Source organism: Sneathiella chungangensis (assembly GCF_009882935.1).
Taxonomy (GTDB): Bacteria; Pseudomonadota; Alphaproteobacteria; order Sneathiellales; family Sneathiellaceae; genus Sneathiella; species Sneathiella chungangensis.
This window is the reverse complement of sequence record NZ_WTVA01000001.1, coordinates 567693-584344: the sequence shown is the minus strand read 5'-3', so window position 1 is coordinate 584344 and position 16652 is coordinate 567693. Positions and strand designations below refer to the sequence as shown.

At 56.3% G+C, this 16652-nt stretch carries 18 protein-coding genes; 6 read left to right on the top strand and 12 right to left on the bottom strand.

Annotated features, from left to right (window positions below):
* Positions 1 to 3 precede the first annotated feature (3 nt).
* The 3 genes from GQF03_RS02870 (at position 4) to tgt (ending at position 2708) form a co-directional block, all read left to right on the top strand.
* Positions 4 to 486: a peptidylprolyl isomerase gene (locus GQF03_RS02870; protein ID WP_161337670.1), complete on the top strand. Its 483-nt coding sequence runs from the start codon at positions 4 to 6 to the stop codon at positions 484 to 486.
* Between the two features lie 63 nt (positions 487 to 549).
* Entirely contained in the window at positions 550 to 1581 is a 1032-nt protein-coding gene (gene queA / locus GQF03_RS02865; protein WP_161337669.1) for a tRNA preQ1(34) S-adenosylmethionine ribosyltransferase-isomerase QueA, read from the top strand.
* Complete coding sequence (gene tgt / locus GQF03_RS02860) at positions 1578 to 2708, top strand: tRNA guanosine(34) transglycosylase Tgt (protein ID WP_161337668.1); 1131 nt, start codon at positions 1578 to 1580, stop codon at positions 2706 to 2708. Before queA ends, tgt begins: the two co-directional genes overlap by 4 nt.
* Positions 2709 to 2967: 259 nt before the next feature.
* On the opposite strand, the gene GQF03_RS02855 is transcribed toward tgt, so the two are convergent.
* Positions 2968 to 4299 carry a hypothetical protein gene (locus GQF03_RS02855; protein WP_161337667.1) on the bottom strand — a complete coding sequence of 444 codons (1332 nt, stop codon included), beginning with the start codon at positions 4297 to 4299 and terminating at the stop codon, positions 2968 to 2970.
* Positions 4300 to 4469: 170 nt separating this feature from the next.
* On the opposite strand from GQF03_RS02855, the gene GQF03_RS02850 reads away from it, so the two are divergent.
* Positions 4470 to 4820 carry an arsenate reductase gene (locus GQF03_RS02850; RefSeq protein WP_206376248.1) on the top strand — a complete coding sequence of 117 codons (351 nt, stop codon included), beginning with the start codon at positions 4470 to 4472 and terminating at the stop codon, positions 4818 to 4820.
* On the opposite strand, the gene GQF03_RS02845 is transcribed toward GQF03_RS02850, so the two are convergent.
* The 8 genes from GQF03_RS02845 to GQF03_RS02810 all read right to left on the bottom strand — a co-directional run bounded on the left by GQF03_RS02845 (position 4817) and on the right by GQF03_RS02810 (position 13134).
* On the bottom strand, positions 4817 to 5650 hold the full coding sequence (locus GQF03_RS02845; protein WP_161337666.1) for a PAS domain-containing protein: 834 nt from the start codon (positions 5648 to 5650) through the stop codon (positions 4817 to 4819). The two genes, GQF03_RS02850 and GQF03_RS02845, sit on opposite strands and share 4 nt — an antisense overlap.
* A 16-nt stretch (positions 5651 to 5666) precedes the next feature.
* Positions 5667 to 6311 carry a flagellar hook-length control protein FliK gene (locus GQF03_RS02840; RefSeq protein WP_161337665.1) on the bottom strand — a complete coding sequence of 215 codons (645 nt, stop codon included), beginning with the start codon at positions 6309 to 6311 and terminating at the stop codon, positions 5667 to 5669.
* A gap of 34 nt (positions 6312 to 6345) precedes the next feature.
* Entirely contained in the window at positions 6346 to 7041 is a 696-nt protein-coding gene (locus GQF03_RS02835; protein WP_161337664.1) for a ParA family protein, read from the bottom strand.
* Positions 7042 to 7230: 189 nt separating this feature from the next.
* Positions 7231 to 7989 carry an NAD kinase gene (locus GQF03_RS02830; protein WP_161337663.1) on the bottom strand — a complete coding sequence of 253 codons (759 nt, stop codon included), beginning with the start codon at positions 7987 to 7989 and terminating at the stop codon, positions 7231 to 7233.
* A gap of 6 nt (positions 7990 to 7995) precedes the next feature.
* Complete coding sequence (gene moaA / locus GQF03_RS02825) at positions 7996 to 8988, bottom strand: GTP 3',8-cyclase MoaA (protein ID WP_161337662.1); 993 nt, start codon at positions 8986 to 8988, stop codon at positions 7996 to 7998.
* Positions 8989 to 9083: 95 nt separating this feature from the next.
* Positions 9084 to 10196, bottom strand: a complete 1113-nt coding sequence (locus GQF03_RS02820) for a DUF2336 domain-containing protein (protein WP_161337661.1) — start codon at positions 10194 to 10196, stop codon at positions 9084 to 9086.
* A 111-nt stretch (positions 10197 to 10307) separates the two neighbouring features.
* Positions 10308 to 11897 (bottom strand): ATP-binding protein, encoded by a 1590-nt coding sequence (locus tag GQF03_RS02815; protein WP_161337660.1) that lies wholly within the window; start codon positions 11895 to 11897, stop codon positions 10308 to 10310.
* Positions 11898 to 11982: 85 nt separating this feature from the next.
* On the bottom strand, positions 11983 to 13134 hold the full coding sequence (locus GQF03_RS02810) for a DUF2336 domain-containing protein (protein ID WP_161337659.1): 1152 nt from the start codon (positions 13132 to 13134) through the stop codon (positions 11983 to 11985).
* Between the two features lie 448 nt (positions 13135 to 13582).
* Here GQF03_RS02810 and GQF03_RS02805 point away from each other — a divergent pair, with 448 nt between their 5' ends.
* Together GQF03_RS02805 and GQF03_RS02800 are read left to right on the top strand one after the other, a co-directional pair.
* Positions 13583 to 14035, top strand: a complete 453-nt coding sequence (locus GQF03_RS02805) for a winged helix DNA-binding protein (RefSeq protein WP_206376249.1) — start codon at positions 13583 to 13585, stop codon at positions 14033 to 14035.
* 178 nt (positions 14036 to 14213) lie between these two features.
* Positions 14214 to 14579 (top strand): flagellar protein FlaG, encoded by a 366-nt coding sequence (locus GQF03_RS02800; protein ID WP_161337658.1) that lies wholly within the window; start codon positions 14214 to 14216, stop codon positions 14577 to 14579.
* A gap of 16 nt (positions 14580 to 14595) precedes the next feature.
* Here the strand turns inward: GQF03_RS02800 and GQF03_RS02795 are convergent, their stop codons facing one another.
* Genes GQF03_RS02795 through GQF03_RS02785 form a run of 3 tightly spaced genes read right to left on the bottom strand, consistent with a single transcriptional unit; the run spans position 14596 to position 16541 of the window.
* A complete protein-coding gene (locus tag GQF03_RS02795) occupies positions 14596 to 15069 on the bottom strand; it encodes a hypothetical protein (protein WP_161337657.1) in 474 nt (157 codons plus the stop codon).
* Entirely contained in the window at positions 15070 to 15381 is a 312-nt protein-coding gene (locus GQF03_RS02790) for a rod-binding protein (RefSeq protein ID WP_161337656.1), read from the bottom strand.
* Complete coding sequence (locus GQF03_RS02785) at positions 15381 to 16541, bottom strand: flagellar basal body P-ring protein FlgI (RefSeq protein WP_161337655.1); 1161 nt, start codon at positions 16539 to 16541, stop codon at positions 15381 to 15383. The genes GQF03_RS02790 and GQF03_RS02785 overlap by 1 nt, the downstream gene beginning before the upstream one ends.
* Positions 16542 to 16652 lie beyond the last annotated feature (111 nt).

Below are 16652 nucleotides of genomic sequence, written 5' to 3'. Positions count from 1 at the left end.
TTTATGTCCCGTGATTTAGAAAACACCCTCTATCTTGAACTGAAGGACGGCCGCGTCGTTATCGAGATGCGCCCCGATCTTGCGCCGAACCATGTCACCCGAATCAAGGAACTGGCGCGCGACGGCTTTTATGACGGGATTGTATTTCACCGCGTGATTGACGGTTTCATGGCCCAGACGGGCTGTCCGCATGGCACGGGAACCGGCGGATCAGGGCAGAAGCTGAGCGCGGAATTCTCCGGTGAAGCGCATATTGAGGGCACTTGCTCGATGGCCCGCGCCGGACATCCGGACAGCGCCGACAGCCAGTTCTTCATCATGTTTGACCGCGCACCGCATCTCGACAGCCAGTATTCCATCTGGGGCCAGGTCGTCGAGGGCATGGACGCCGTTCACAAGATCAAGAAGGGCAACAGCATGGACAATGGCTCCGTTAAGGACCCGGACAAGATCATCAGCCTGAAGGTTGCGGCCGACGTCGAATAGATTTCCTCTAATTCCGGGCACGAACGGCTTGGCGTCCCAAGTCGTTCGTTTGCGTTTTACGCCATGAAAGTTGACCTGTTCGATTTTACCCTTCCGCCGGACCGGATTGCCGATCGTCCCGCCGTTCCGCGCGAGGCGGCGAAGCTTCTGGTGGTCGGGAAATCCTTGGCCGATCATAAGGTCGCGGATCTCCCTGGACTGCTGCGCGAAGGCGATCTCCTCGTCTTTAATGATACCAAGGTGATCCCGGCACGGCTGCGCGGGACAAGGCGGACGGCGAAGATCGAGGTCACGCTTCACAAGAATGTCGCCGCCGATAGCTGGCATGCCTTTGCGAAGCCTGCGAAGAAGTTAAAGGTTAGTGATATCATACGGTTCTCCGATGATTTTACAGCATTGGTTACGGAAAAATTCGATGGCGGCGAGGTTGCGCTCTCCTTCTCTGCTTCCGGCCCTGAACTGATGGAAAAGCTGATGGCGCATGGGGAAATCCCCCTCCCGCCCTATATCAGCAGCCTGCGTCCCGTCGATGAGCAGGACAAGCGCGACTACCAGACGATTTTTGCAAAAGACGAAGGGGCGGTCGCGGCCCCGACGGCGGGCCTTCACTTCACCAAGGCGCTTCTTGAGAAATTCCGCGCGCGCGGGATCGAGATGGTGACGACCACCCTGCATGTCGGCGCGGGCACCTTCCTGCCGGTCAAGGTCGAGGATACGGAAGACCATCTGATGCATGCGGAACGGGGCTTCCTCAATGCGGAGACGGCGAGGAAAATTAACGAGGTCCGCACCCGCGGCGGACGGATTGTTTCGGTCGGGACGACCAGCCTGCGACTTTTGGAGAGCGCGGCGGATGAGCAGGGCATTCTCCATCCGTTCGAGGGGGAGACGGATATTTTCATCACGCCGGGCTACCGTTTCAAGGCGATCGATTTGCTGATCACCAATTTCCATCTGCCGAAATCAACGCTGTTCATGCTTGTGTCGGCCTTTTCCGGACTGGAGACCATGAAGGCGGCCTATGCCCATGCGATCGCGGAGAAATACCGTTTCTATTCCTATGGCGACTGTTCGCTGCTATATCCGACGTCATGACAAAGACATTCGAGTTCAAAATCTCCTGCGTTGACGGCGCGGCCCGGCGCGGAACGCTCAATACCGCCCATGGGGAGATACGCACGCCCGCCTTCATGCCCGTCGGGACGGCGGCGACAGTGAAGGGCATGACGCCGGAGGCCGTGCGCGAGACCGGCGCCGATATCCTGCTCGGCAATACCTATCATCTGATGCTGCGCCCGGGATCGGAGCGGGTGAAACGCCTTGGCGGCCTGCATAAATTCATGAACTGGGAGCGGCCGATCCTCACCGACAGCGGTGGCTTTCAGGTGATGTCGCTCAATGAGCTGCGCAAGATCGATGAAAACGGCGTCACCTTTAAATCCCATATCGATGGCCAGCGGTTCGAACTGACGCCCGAACGCTCCATGCAGATCCAGAATGATCTTGACGCGACCATCACCATGGCCTTCGATGAATGCACGCCCTATCCGGCGACGGAGGAGGTGGCGGCAAGCTCCATGCGCCGGTCCATGCGCTGGGCCGCACGCTCCCGCGAGGCCTATGAGCAACGGGCTGGCTATGGCCTGTTCGGTATCGTTCAGGGCTCGACCTACGAGGATTTACGTCTGGAATCGGTGGCCGCCCTTACCGGCATCGGGTTCGAGGGTTATGCCGTCGGCGGGCTGGCCGTGGGGGAAGGGCAGTCGGAAATGTTCCGCACGTTGGAGTTCACAACGCCCGCGCTCCCGAACGACAAGCCGCGCTATCTGATGGGGGTAGGCAAGCCGGATGATCTGGTCGGCGCGGTCATGCGCGGGATCGATATGTTTGACTGCGTGCTGCCGACCCGCTCAGGGCGGAATGCGCAGGGCTTCACGCGTTATGGCACCATCAATATCCGCAATGCCCGGCATGCGGATGATCCGCGCCCGCTAGATGAGCGGTGCGCCTGCCCGGCCTGCCGGAATTACAGCCGCGGCTATCTTCATCACTTGTTCAAGGCGAAGGAGATGCTCGGCTCCATCCTGCTGACCTGGCATAATCTGCATTATTATCAGGAGATCATGGCGGGCATGCGCGCCGCGATTGAAGCGGGAAAGATGGCGGATTTCGCGCTCGATTTCTTCGCGATGCAGGAAAAAGGCGATATCGACCCGGTTTAGGGAGAGGGGTAATCGAAGCCATTTTTGCCGTTGAGGGGAGGGGTGGAAAGGGCAAAAACAGCTTCGATCAACCTTGGACAACTTTATCATCCGCCTCGGACTCTTAACATTGCGTTAAATTTGAATATGCGGGCATGAATGCAAGAGAGACTCCCTGAAATTGCATATTTTTTGCGCAAATTAACCATGTTTTCTGCGGGGTTGCGGCATTGGCGGCGCGAATCGCGAGTGATCGGAAGGCCGCCCGGACAAGCGCGAATTACCGATTCTCGGGCGAATTTACGGGCGGCGCCGACGGCTTCTCGGCGGCGGTGGAAGATTTAGCGGTGAATGATTTCACCTTTTGCGCCATCGGGGTCGCGGCCGGCGCGGTCGATCGGGTTGTCACCGTCGAGATGATCTTGTCGATGACATAGAAAATGAGCTCGACGCTGTAGCCGGCGAGAAAGGCGACGGCAAGCGGGCTGAAATTGCTGAGGCTCGACGTTCCAAGCTTTATGGTCGCGAAGGCCGATGAATGCGCCGTCATCGAGTAGATCTGTGCCGGTGTCTCCGTAAAAAAGAAGCTCGCCATAATTCCGGCGAGTGGTCCTTGCGTAATCCTGAGGCTGTAGTCGATATGGGAGTTCATGGAGAAGGTGAGCTTCTCGATATCTTTCGGCAGCTGGCGCAGGACATAGAAAGACGCCCCCAGCAACCCATATAATATCGGCAGGAAATAGGCGGATATGGCATGCAGCACATATTGCGCGGATACATAATGGACATGGGTTTTCGCCTCCTCCGACAGGTCGTTGTAATCCGGCTTTTCCCAGGTTTCCTGGCTGAAGAAAATGAGCCGGCCCCAGAATCGGTTCCAGTTCTTGAGCTCGATCACCTCGGCATTGCGCCAGGAGATCAACTCGCCAATGCGCCGGTTGAGTTCCTGCGTATCAACGGCGGTTGACGTCTCCGATTGCCCGGCGGCGTTGCGGGCGGCGCCGGAACCGCTGGATTCCATCGCTGATCCGGGGCTTTCCGCCTGTCTTTTCGAAAGATCGCTGCCGTTTCCGTATCCGTCCGATTTTGTCGACGTGAATACTTGCGCTTCGAGCTCGACGATCCGATCGGACTGCTCCTTGATGTCGATAACCAGTGTGTTGCCGATGGCCCAGAAAACCTGAAGCGCGATCAGCGACAGCAGCGTCAGCGTCGAGAGCAGCTTGTAGCGGAAGGCCGATTTCCGGGAAAAGGGAACATAAACCTTGCCCTGGAGATATCCCCAGATGCCGGATCGCAACTGACGGAGATCATGGGTTGCGCGGACGCTGTCGATGGTGATCGGACTCAGCGTATGGGAGAGGGATTCATAGGCCTGCCAGAAATCCGCGGCAATCTCGGGGGTTATCCGCTTTTTTTGCAGTGCATCCTCAGCATCGAGAACGGCGCGCGTGATGTCCCCGTCAATTTCGATCCCGCGTTCGGCCGCGGTCATCATCAACAACTGGGCGTCGGCAAGCGAGCTCGCCAGAATCGTCATGCCGAAGGTATCGGACGGCTTGGCCGTCGCGTCGGAATATGGTTTAGAGAACCAGCCGCCAAAAATACCCATTCTTCCCTCCGTCCATGCTGTGACGCCGGGAGGCACGCGGCTGTGACCGAAATTTCGCAGTTTTCCGGGAAATTCCGTGATTTCACCGCAAATGCCGCACGGGGTTGTGCTGCCCTGTTTCCGCGCGGTAAAAGGGAAGGCGGAAAAACTGTCCTGAAGAGGTATTCCCTTTGATTATATATGGCATCAAGAACTGCGACACCTGCCGCAAAGCCATGAAATGGCTTGATGAGGCCGGTATCGCCTATCGCTTCCATGATTTTCGAAAAGATGGTCTCGCGCCGGAGGAACTCGCGAAATGGCTCGCCGCAATTGACCGCGATGTTCTCATCAACCGGCGCGGCACGACCTACCGGCAACTGGATGACAAAGCGAAGGCGGCGCTTGCGGGGGAAGAGCCGGCGGCCGTGCTACTTGGCGCGCCGACCCTCATGAAACGGCCGATTTTCGCCTGTGAGGGAACCTATCTCGTCGGCTTCGGCGATGCGCAGAAAGCCGCGTTGAAAGACCTGGCGGGTTAGTCGAGCCTCTGTACGTAGCAAAGAACATGGTCGATATCGACCTGGTTCTCGCTGAGCGGCAGGGCAATCACGCGGAGCGGAATCTCATCGAAGGTGGAGGGGAAATATTCCGTGCCGTGGGTCGGCTTGCCGGTATTTGCGACGTCGCGGGCGAGGCTGAGCACCCAGTCGACGATCATCGGTGAAAATTCGATTTCCGAATTTATCTCCCGGTGGGGATTTTCCTCCCGCATCACAGCGCGAAGTTCATTGGCGAACCCGTTCTCGAGCTGTAGCCGTCCCGCCACCCGGTCGCAATGGACAAGCGTGCAGTTGGGCCAATGCCGGCCGATCTTGGCGGTATCCAGATTTTGCCAGGTCGGATAGCGGTTGCCGTCGCGGATTTCCATCCAGTAAGAGAGAATGTCCGGCGCGACAGCCTTTTTCTGCCATCCCGATGTTGCCGCGGGGCGCGCCCAGTTGGCCCGTCGCGGTGGCACGGCGGAAACGGGTTTCGGGGCCGATTCGATCTTTTTTCTGGGCGCGGGCGCGGGTTTCTTCGCCTTAACCGGTTTAGCGGCCGCCTTTGCCGGTGCGTCGGATTGCTTTTTGGCGGTGACAGGGACCGGCTTGTCTTCTGCGGATTTCTTGATTTCCGGGGCGGGCGCGGGTTTGCGCGCCGGTTTGCTCGCCTCGAGTTCCTCCGCAAGTGCCTGCAGCCGATCGGTAATATCGCCGGATTTCACCTTGCGCGGGGTATTCGCGGCGTCTTTCGGACGCCGGACCTTGATACGCGAAAGCGATGCCGCATCGAGCCCGCCTTCCAGTTTTTCATCAAAATTTTCACGCATAATGGTTTACTTCCACTCAGAGGGACGATTTATCCAGGACGCAGGCGCAGCTGCGGGGCAGTATTTCGGTCCCGTGATTGGCGATATATTCTTCCAAAGCAGTTTCAAAAATCGATTGTGCGGACATCTGCGTATGCGCGGCAATCAGCTTGAGTTGAAGGTGATCCTTCGGCGACATCCGCACGGAGATGCGAATACGACCGAGGCCGTCTTTTTTCAGCTTAGCGACCTCATCGGCAATTTCCTGCGCCTTCTCCTCGCCAAGTGGCGGCAGATCCTCTGCGGCGCTCTCCGCGCCGTTCATCGCGGCGGACGTCGGCGCGCTGTAGGCGGCCGAGGGCACATAGGACGCGCCGTTAAATCCGTTCACATTCGTATCGTCGGTGTCGTCGGATTTACTTTCCTCGGAATAATAACCGTTGCTTGAGATGTCGCCGGCGTCAGCGGCATGATCGGCGTCATAGGACACGTCATCGTGAGACTCTTCGCCGTCCGGATGCGGATCCGCATATTCCCGCACGCGCTGATAAATGCGCGAGACACGGTTTTCGCCGGTGTTCGCATCTTCATCAAGAAGGTTCCGCGGCGTCAGTCGGGGGGACGCCGGAGCGGCCTTGCCCTTGGAGGCAATCAGTGAACTTGTAAGGAAAGCTGCTTTCATGACAAATCTTCTTCTTGTGTATGGCGATCAGGAATTAATTGAAGGCTGCGCCGTTGCTCGCCTGCGAGGCGGAAAGATGGTGCGAGGGCGGCATCGGGTGGTTTGCCTCCATTCGTGCCAACCGTTCCTCGATATAGGTCCAGAGCTTGCTGATTTCGTCGCTTGACCGCGAAGAGGGGTCGAGTTCCATCGTCGTGCGGCCATCGATCATGCTGGAGGCGAAATCGACGCGCTGATGGATGATGGACGGGGCGAGCGTGCCATGCTGCGAGAGGGCGATCGCGGCTTCGCTGGTAATGCGGGCCCGCGGCGTCGCGCCATTGACCACGAAAATCAGCGGCGTGTTCAGTCCTTCGGCAAGCTCGACGGTCGCGCCGACGGCGCGCAGGTCATGCGGGCTCGGGCGGGTCGGGATGATCAGCAGATCGGCAAGCCCGATAACATTCGCAATCGTCGAGGTGATCGCCGGCGGCGTATCGACGAACAGAAGATTGATTCCCATCTTCTCCATCCGGCCGATATCGGCGCCAAGCCGTTCGACGGTCGTGCGGGCAAATAGCGGCGTTTCCGCCTCGCGTTCGTTCCACCATTCTGACAAGCTGCCCTGGGGATCGGTGTCGACGAGCGCGACCGGCCCCTGTCCGGCCATTTCGGCCTGAACGGCAAGATGTCCGGCGAGCGTCGTTTTCCCCGAACCACCTTTTTGTGAAGCAACTGCAATAACCTTCATCAGAACTCTCCTGCTCGGATCTTGAAGCCGGAGGTTAAAATGCCGTTGCAATCACGGCATATCCGCTCCAACTATTGTCTCATGAAGCAAAATTACCGATGAAAACTTAAAAGAGAATTACGAATTGCGCCAAATCTTAGGTAAAAATTAGTAAAATTTTACAAAGTGTTAAGGCGCCAGCGGGCAGCGTTAGAGGATAAACTGCTCATCCAGGATGCGCTTTTCAAGGTTATGTTCCGGATCGAACAGCAGCCGGATAGTGATATCGCGTTTTTCCTCAACGATCACCGTTGCAACGTCGCGCACCTCGACAGCATCGGCAACGGCGCTGACGGGTCGTTTTACCGCCTCAAGCACATTGAGTTCAATGCGCGCCTCCTTTGGCAGTATGGCGCCACGCCATCTTCTCGGACGGAAGGCACTGATCGGGGTCAGGGCGAGAACGCCCGCGTTGACCGGCAGAATCGGTCCATGGGCGGAATAATTGTAGGCGGTACTCCCGGCCGGTGTCGCCACCAGGATCCCGTCGCAGGTGAGCTCAGCGACCTTGACATGATCGTCAATAGAAATGCGGATTTTCGCGGTCTGGCGGCTTTCGCGAAGGAGGGAAACCTCGTTGATGGCGAGCGCCTCGGTTTTCCGGCCATGCATGTCGACGGCGGTCATCTTGAGCGGATGCAACTCGGTGATCTCGCCGGCGTTTAACCGCTCAACCAGGCCATCTTCCTTGTAATTGTTGAGCAGAAACCCGACGGTTCCCTTGTTCATGCCGTAGATCGGCAGGTTGGAGTCCATAAACCGGTGCATGGTTTCCAGCATGAAGCCGTCGCCGCCAAGCGCCACGATAATTTCCGCCTCGTCCGACGCAACATGCGGATAGCGGGTTTCCAGCATTGTAAGGGCGGTTTGCGCGTCCTCTGACTCGCTGGCGGTAAAGTAGATCTTCATCCGTCCTTAGCCGCCCGTTACGCTCATATGACGGGGGACCGCCGGACGGTCGTCATTTTGCCGGTCGACGACGAAATCATGCCCCTTCGGCTTGCGGCCGATTGCCTCGTCGATCGCCGCATCAAGGGCGGCGGCGCCGTTTTCGCCGCGCAGGACATTCTTCAGGTTGGCGCTGTCTTCCTGACCGAGGCACATATAGAGTATGCCGGTGCAGGTTAGCCGCACCCGGTTGCAGCTTTCGCAGAAATTATGGGTGAGGGGGGTAATGAAGCCAATCCGCCCACCGGTTTCCGCCACATCGAAATAGTCGGACGGCCCGCCTGTCCGATAGGCTGACGGCGTCAGGGTCCAGTTTTCGGCAAGCTGTTGCTTCACGTCCGAGAGCGGAAGATACTGGTCCGAGCGATGGCCGTCGATCGTGCCCATGGGCATGGTTTCGATGAAGGTGATATCCATCCCCTCATCGCCGACCCAGCGAACCAGGTCATTGAATTCATGGTCATTAAAGCCCTTGAGCGCCACGGTATTGATCTTGATCTTGAGACCGGCCGCCTTCGCCGTCCTGATCCCCGTCATCACCTTTTCGAAATTGCCCCAGCGGGTAATATCCTGGAAGCGGTAGGGATCGCGCGTATCCAGCGAGACGTTAAGGCGCCTGACGCCGGCCTCAAAAAGCTCTCCCGCATATTTTTCAAGCTGGCTTCCGTTGGTGGTGAGCGTCAGTTCATCGAGTTCGCCGCTCCGGATATAGAGGCCGAGGTTGCGGAAAAGTTCCATAATCCCCTTGCGAACGAGCGGTTCGCCGCCGGTAATGCGGATCTTGCGCACGCCCTTGCGGATGAACGCGGCGGAGATCTTCTCCAGCTCCTCAAGGCTCAGGACATCCTTTTTCGGCAGGAAGGTCATGTTCTCCGACATGCAATATTTGCAGCGGAAATCACAGCGATCCGTGACGGACACCCGAAGATAGCTTATTTTCCTGCCGAATGGATCAATCACGCGCCGGTTCCGAAAAGAGGGTCAGACGAACTTCTCCTTTCAAAATATAGTTTTAATCTCGTTTTGCAAGCGATGAGGTAAAACGGCCGAAATGCCTAGCATGTTTCGGAATATTTGATATTTCCGGACATGAAATCTTCGTTCTTGAGTGCCGCCGCCGCGGACTCCTGCGTTAGCAGGTCATAGAAATCCATCGGCACCGATTTGACCGGCGACAGGATTGATGATGATTTGTCGCGGATTGACGCCGTGAGGTCATAAATTGTCTTGAAGATGACCCGGTCGATATTCAGGCTGCGGCAGGCCACCGCCAGAATTTCCGGATTGTCCGTATAGATGATCGCCCGCGCCTGGTCGATATCGACGTCAAGCAGCTTGGCGAAAGCAAATTCGAACAGGTCGATTTCTCCCTGATGCAGGGATTTGATCATGAACCTTGTCGACAGGTCGCCGGAACGATGCAGTTTTTCGACGAGACGGAAGGACGGATCGCTGTCACCCGAGATTGCCTCGATCGTCTTCTCCCGATCCAGGATATCCATTTCCAGCGCCCGCACATCCACCTCGAAATTTGCGCAGATATATTCGCGCAAGGAAATGGACACCCAGCGGTACATTTTCTCGGCGATTGGTTGGGGCAGGAACGGGCGCTCCAGAAGCGGGCGCTGATATTCCGGGATGAATTCCGATTGCTCACCGAGATAGCTCAGCATCAGCAGGGGCATCTGGGCGGTGTGGTTCTGCAGCAGCGTCACCGTGATATCCGGATCATTGATCTCGCACAGCGCCGTGCAGACATTCTCGCCGATATTGTCGCGCGCCGCGACGGCAAGACGATGCTGCTTGGACCGAAGCTTGACGATTTCCAGCAAATCATTTTCCGCGAGCAAACCGCAATCGCGGAGGATCGGCAGGGCCACCTCTATGTCGTCATTGGCGAGAAACGCCATCAGGCTTGGGGGAACATCCGCACGGTTTGCCAGCTTTTTCGCAAAATTCGCCCGGATCGATTTTTCCACATCCGCCGTGATCCGGCAGATGATATCGGCCATGATTTCCTTTTCGGAGCTGGAAAAGGCCTGTTTGTCGTCGACAAGAAACTCACCGATCCTGTTGTAGAGGAATTCCCGCTGCTCCGGTGTTTTCGTTTCCGCCAGACCGACAAGCATTTTTATTTCTTCAATATTTTCATGATGGGCAGCGCTCATTACGAATTCGTCCAAAGGGTTCTAAACTCTTCGGATCACTCTAGAATTTTAGTGTTAAATAAACCTTAATGAGGGGCTGAATTCCGCGATTTCGGGAGACGCGGAAATCCCTCAATGCGCGAGCGGCAGGCGGATTTTGAAGCGGCTGCCGTCAGAAAGGCTACTTTTCACCGTGATATTGCCGCCCATCAGCCGCGCGAGCTTGAGAGAGAGCGTCAGGCCGAGACCGACGCCGTCGGTGCCGCGGCTGTAAACCCCTTCATGCGCCTGCTTGAAGGCTTCGAAGATCTTCTCCTGATCTTCAGGGGCGATGCCGGGACCGGTATCCCAGACGGTGATATCGACAAAAGTATCATCGATGATTTCATACTCAATCCCGATGGTGCCGCCGTTCGGTGTAAATTTGACGGCATTGCCGATGATATTCACAAGGATCTGCAGGCACCGGGTCGGATCGACGGCCAGCTTGACATCCTCGGTGATGCGCGTGCCGATTATTTCAAGGCTCTTCTGCCGCGCATGGTTCTGCACGAGGACATAGGCATCCGCCACCATGCCGCCGAGCGGGGTCGGGACGATTTCGATCGGGATTTTGTCGCTTTCAATCCGGGCGATGTCGAGGATATCCTCGATCAGGCTCAGCAGATGCTTTCCCGAATTCAGGATATCGCCCACATATTCGCGGTATTTATCGCTGATCGGGCCGAAGGTCTCAAGCCCGATGACTTCGGCAAAGCCGATGATGGCGTTGAGCGGCGTGCGCAGTTCATGGCTCATATTGGCAAGGAAGGTGTCCTTTGCCTTCGCCGATTCCAGCGCTTTCTTCGCCGTTACCTCCAACTGGATGTTTTTCTTGGTGATTTCATTGATTGCCCGCTCCAGATTGGCTTTCGAGGACAGGGCCTCGTCCTCGGCATGAAGCCGCGCCGTGATATCGTCGCTGGTGCCGCGATAGCCGACGAAGCGGCCTTTCTCGTTGAAGACAGGGACGCCGGACATATTGAAAATCTTGTAGTCGCCGCTGGTATCCTGGATCTCGAGCGGGACGGAGCGGAAGGGGACATGCTGCTCCATGGCGAATTCGGCCTTGTTGCCGCCCGTCGGCTCGGGCTTGAAAACGCCCAGATCGGCGAGTTTCTTGCCCTTGAGAAGCATCGGCGGCAGGCCGACTGCCTGCACGACGCGGTCGGACACGAAGGTGAGCCGGCCATCGGCGTCCGTCTCCCATATCCAGTCGGAGGCGGCGCGGGTAATGTCGAGAAACCGGCGCTTTTCCTCTCTCAGCTTGGCTTCGGCGTTGACCTGCCGGGTCGAGTTGATGAAGCTGCCGCAAATTGCGATCAGTTGGTCTTCGTCATCAAAAATCGGGAAATGGCGAGAGAGGAAATATTCCGTTTCCCGGCCGCTGGTGAGGGAAAGTTGCCGCGTTTCCGTTTCGCCGGTTTCGGCAATGCGCTTGACGATATCGAGATGATCCTGGGGCAGGGAGGGGAGTATCTTGTCTTCAACGCGTTGCGCGGCGCCGGGCCGGAAATGTTCCCGATAGCCATTGTTGGCATAAATAACGGTGCCGTCGGGGCGGGCCATATACATTGGGGGGGCCTGTTCAAAAACGGCATCGAAGAATTCCCGGCTGACAATGCTCTGCGTCGACGGAATGTCCGAGCCGCTCGCGTTTTTCACATCCGAATGAAGCGACACGACGCTTCCTTGCCCCCGTTCAGTCATACACTTACTACATGCAAATCCACATGTTCCCTGATACCGTGTTACGCTACTTCAGGACTCATAGATAAACCCTGTCGTCGTCTAGATCGTCGTCGAGTTTCTCTATGGCTTCCAGATAATCACGCTCCAATTGCCAGAAGCGTAATGTCATTTTCGCACTTTTCGCCGAAAGTTTATCATAAATTTTCATTATAATCTCAACTTCTTCCGGACGTGTTGTATTTTTTACTTTTTCATCATGCGAAATATTGCGGGTTAGCAGGTAAACGCTTGAAAAAGAACTGCGACTGAATTCAAGCGCCTTGAGGACAACCAGCAGGGCTTCGGCGTTCGGATCATAAATAAAACGACTGATTTTCAGGTAGTCGAGGCCGGAGAGTTCGGCGAGCCCGATGACGAACAGACGGATCTGGCGGCCACGGAGTGCCTGGACGAGGAATTTCTCATTAAGCTCCTTGCGTTTGACGAGTTCGGCAATCAGCTTGTCCGCGTTCGAGCTCTTGGCGGCGACATCATAGCGATACTCGGTCTTGGTGGCGGCGACGATTTTTTCGTGCAGCTCAAGTTCGTCTATTTCGAAATGTTCAAGGATATGGCGGCGCAGCGCGGCGGATACCCACCAGAACATCTTGTGGGCGAGGTCGGCCGGAATATCGTGGCGGGCGACCAGCGGTTCCTGGAAGCGGTCGATGCGGCGGGATTCCTCGACGAGATACTCCATGCTCTTGCGGGAGATCTTGGCGTCGCCATTTTCGATCAGATGCGAGATCACATCCTCATCGCCGTGGCTGATGAGGAGATCGCTCAGCGTGGTGTTGAGGTCATCCCGCTCGGCGATGGCGAGCAGATGCTCCTTGCTGCGGTTCTGGATAATCTCGATCAGGTCCGGCTCGGCAAGAAGGTGGCTTTTGAACAGGATCGGGCGCGCGACATCTATTTCATCATTGGCGAGCAGGGTGATAAGCCCGTGCGGGACGTCTTCAAGGTCGGCCAGTTCTTCGGCCAGATTCTGGCGGATCGTCGTCTCGATTTCGGAAAGCAGCTTGGACAGAATGCCAATAACAAGCGCATGCTCCTGCTGGCTCATGCGCTCTTCGTCCTTCAGGAAGAGTTCAGTGATATTGTTGAACAGTTGCCGCCGGCCGCGCTTGCTGCTGTCCTTGGACAGCGCAATCAGCCTGTCGAGCTCTTCATTCTGACTATCTGTCATCTCAATCCTGTTTTCCGCCATATGAAGCCTCGCTTCGCGACGACCAATTGATTCCGAAAACTCGTCCTGCCGGACCTGTCCGGCGGCCCGGTCCGGACAAAATGAATGGCCTGCGCAAGTCGATCTTAACGCCCCAAAATGCTATAGCGACATTAAATTCCCGTTAATTACCCGGCGGTATCATCTTAAAAACTACGACGTGATCATAATATTGCCGCGAAATTATGCCTTATTTTACATAACCGTGGCGTCGAAGAAAGAAGGGAATTCAATGAAATCATCGAAAACGAGAGAGTTTTCGGAGGATTTGCGACGATATCGCCTATTCTTCGCGAAGAATTTTTAACATTTTACAATTCGTTAAGATTGTCCGGGCAGAATAGCACAAGATTTCTAAGAGTTTCATTTTTCGATAAACGCGTATTGCCGGTAAAGTTAAGGAAAAATTGTGACTGACGATTATCATGAACTCACCAGGTTGATTGAACGGCTTCACCGCCGGTTTCTCGACGTCTTGCGAACAGAACTCACGTTGATGGAGATTACCGATATCAATGCCGTGCAGGCGCTCCTGCTCGCCAATATCGGTGATGAGGAAATCAATGTCCGTGAACTGATGTCCCGTGGGTATTATCAGGGATCGAATGCGTCCTATAACCTGAAGAAGCTTGTCGAGATGGGATATCTCCTGCAGGAAAAATCCGATCGCGACCGCCGCGCGACGATGATCCGCCTGTCGGAAAAGGGCCTTGATATGGTTGAGAAGCTCGCCCAGCTTGAACAGAAGCAATCGGACCTTCTGGCGCGGTCGAATCCGGCGCCGGATGTTGCCGAAACGCGCAAGCATCTGCGTCAGATAGAGCGCATCTGGACCGACTACATCCAGTACGGGGCGCAATAGGCGTCACCGCGCAATCATCACAAACATCGCTTTTTCGCTTCGCCGGCCAGATAACCGGCGAAGTCCTTCCCTGCGGCATTAAGAATTTGTTAACATATTTCCGCTAGGTTTGATACCTGCGGTACTTCCGCAAATTGTGTTTGGCTTTACCTTTAGAATAAAGGAGAGGAGTTGCGTTATGGACGTAACCCCGTATGCAAAACAAGACCCGTTGGTCACCTCGTCGACGTCCGGTTCCAATCCGGCACGAAACGACGCGACGAAATCCTTCAACGAGGGCATTACCGGCCCGTCGGAGAATGAGGCCGTCGTTGCAGATCCGGTAAAGCGCGCCGAAGCGGCGATTGGTGGATTGTTCACCGATTCCCGTTTTCCCACTGGTCGGTTCAGCATCGACCACGATCAGGACAGCGGCAGATATGTCTATCGCCTTGTCGATCGGGAGACCGAGGAAGTCCTGAAACAGTTCCCCGGCGATTACGTTCTTCGGCGTGTTGCCTATTACCGTGAATTGCAGGGTATTGCGGTCAACAGCGAAGTCTGAATTTCACACCGGCTTTCTAGATCACCTGATTGATGGCGATGGCGCCGTCGACTGCGCGCGAATTTCTGCTTGAGAGCGGATTGGCAACGCTGGCGCGTGCCGTATAGCCGCTGGGCGGCGCCTTTTTCTTGGCCACCTCGTCCGCGACCGCCTTGACCAGTCCCTCCGTCACCGTTCTCGCGGTGGAAAGCTTGCGGAAGTGACTGTCGAGGATCCCGTAGAATTTGCTGCTGACTTCCTTCAGATGATCGATCTCTTCCCTGGGGCAGGATTTATAGGCGTCGGGATTTCTCTTGATCAGGGTCATCTGCTGATTATACACGGCGATCAGGCGGGTTTTTTCGCTCAGCGTCGCCTTGAAACTTTCCGGTTTATTCTCGTCGAGCAGCTTGTTTTCCTGCGCCAGCACATCGCTCAGCCGCGATATCATGTGCGACAGGGCTTCGGGGCTCATCAGTTTTGCTGCGTTGGTCTGGGTTTCTTCCGTCATCTACTTAACCTCCTGCAAGGCCAGCATTTCACGATAAACCGCATCGGCGATGCCGACACTGTTGTTACGGCTCATCGATTTGGCATATTCGTCGTTCAGCATGGAGCGGAACATCTTCTCCGATTCGCCGCCGCCGAAGACATTGTCCGTCTCGAGCCCGGAAGACATGGAGTTCAGAACCTGGCTCAGGAAGAAGGCCTCGAATTCGATGGCCGTCTGGCGGATCTGATCGTCCGTCTGCGGGCGGTTCTTCTTGTCCGCGGCGCTGGTGTCGACGATAAATTTCGGGGCGTTTGTCTGAATTTCGCTCATTACATTAACTCGATATCTGCCTGCAGGGCACCGGCGGCCTTGATGGCCTGCAGAATGGAAATCATGTCTCTCGGTCCGATGCCGAGGGCGTTGAGGCCGTCGACCAGATCCTGAAGGCGGACGCCCTCCTTGAGGATGGTCAGTTTCTTGTCGCTATCGTCGTCGACCTCGATATTGGTGCGCGGCACGACGACGGTCTCGCCATTTTCCGAGAACGGGGCGGGCTGGGAGACTTGCGGCGTCTCCGTGATCCGGACCGTCAGGTTGCCCTGGGCGATGGCGACGGTATCGACCCGGACTTCACTGCCGATCACGATAATGCCGGACTGCTCGTCAATGACAACGCGGGCGATCTGGTCGGGATTAACCTGAAGCTGTTCGATATCGGCGAGTAGTTCGACCATGTTCTCGCGCTGGCTGCCATCGAGGTTGAGGATAACCGTCGACGGATCGGACGGTTCGGCAACGGTCGTGCCGATATATTTGTTGATCGCCGCGGCGATGCGGCGGGAGGTGGTGAGATCCGGGTTGCGAAGCGAGATGCGCAGGCTGGTAAGCGCCGCCAGATCGAACCCGAGCTCGCGCTCGACAATCGCGCCATTGACGACGCGGGCGGTCGTCGGCACGCCGCGGGTGATGGATTCAGCGGCGCCGCCCGCGGCAAAGCCGGCAACCGTAAGCGTTCCTTGCGCAACGGCATAAACTTCGCCGTCCGCCGCCATCAGCGGCGTAACGACCAGGGTGCCGCCCATCAGGTTCGTGGCATCACCGAGGGAGCTGACGACGATGTCGATTTTCGTGCCCTGGCGCTGGAACGGCGGCAAGGTGGCGGTAACGACCACCGCCGCAACGTTTTTCGTCTTAAGGGTTTCATCGCTGGTATTCACGCCGAGGCGTTCCAGCATCGAGGTGAGGCTCTGTTCGGTAAAGGGGGAGTTTGGCAGCGAGTCGCCGGTGCCGTTCAGGCCGACGACCAGCCCGTAGCCGACAAGGATATTGTCGCGAATTCCCTCGAATTCGGCGATATCTTTCACGCGCGAGGCGGCGTTCGCCGCGTCGAATGACCAGAAAAGGCAGCTCAAGGCGACAAAAACCGCGGCAATATAGTGCGATTTCGCCTTCGAATGCGTTGCGATTTGCTGAACAATCTTTAAAGCCATCAGTCAGTTCCGTTCTTGGATACCCAAAATTTTCTAATTTCGATAAAAGATAAGCGAGAAACATGCCAAGTTTTATGCCTGCTAACATATTGATTTATATGGATTTCTCTT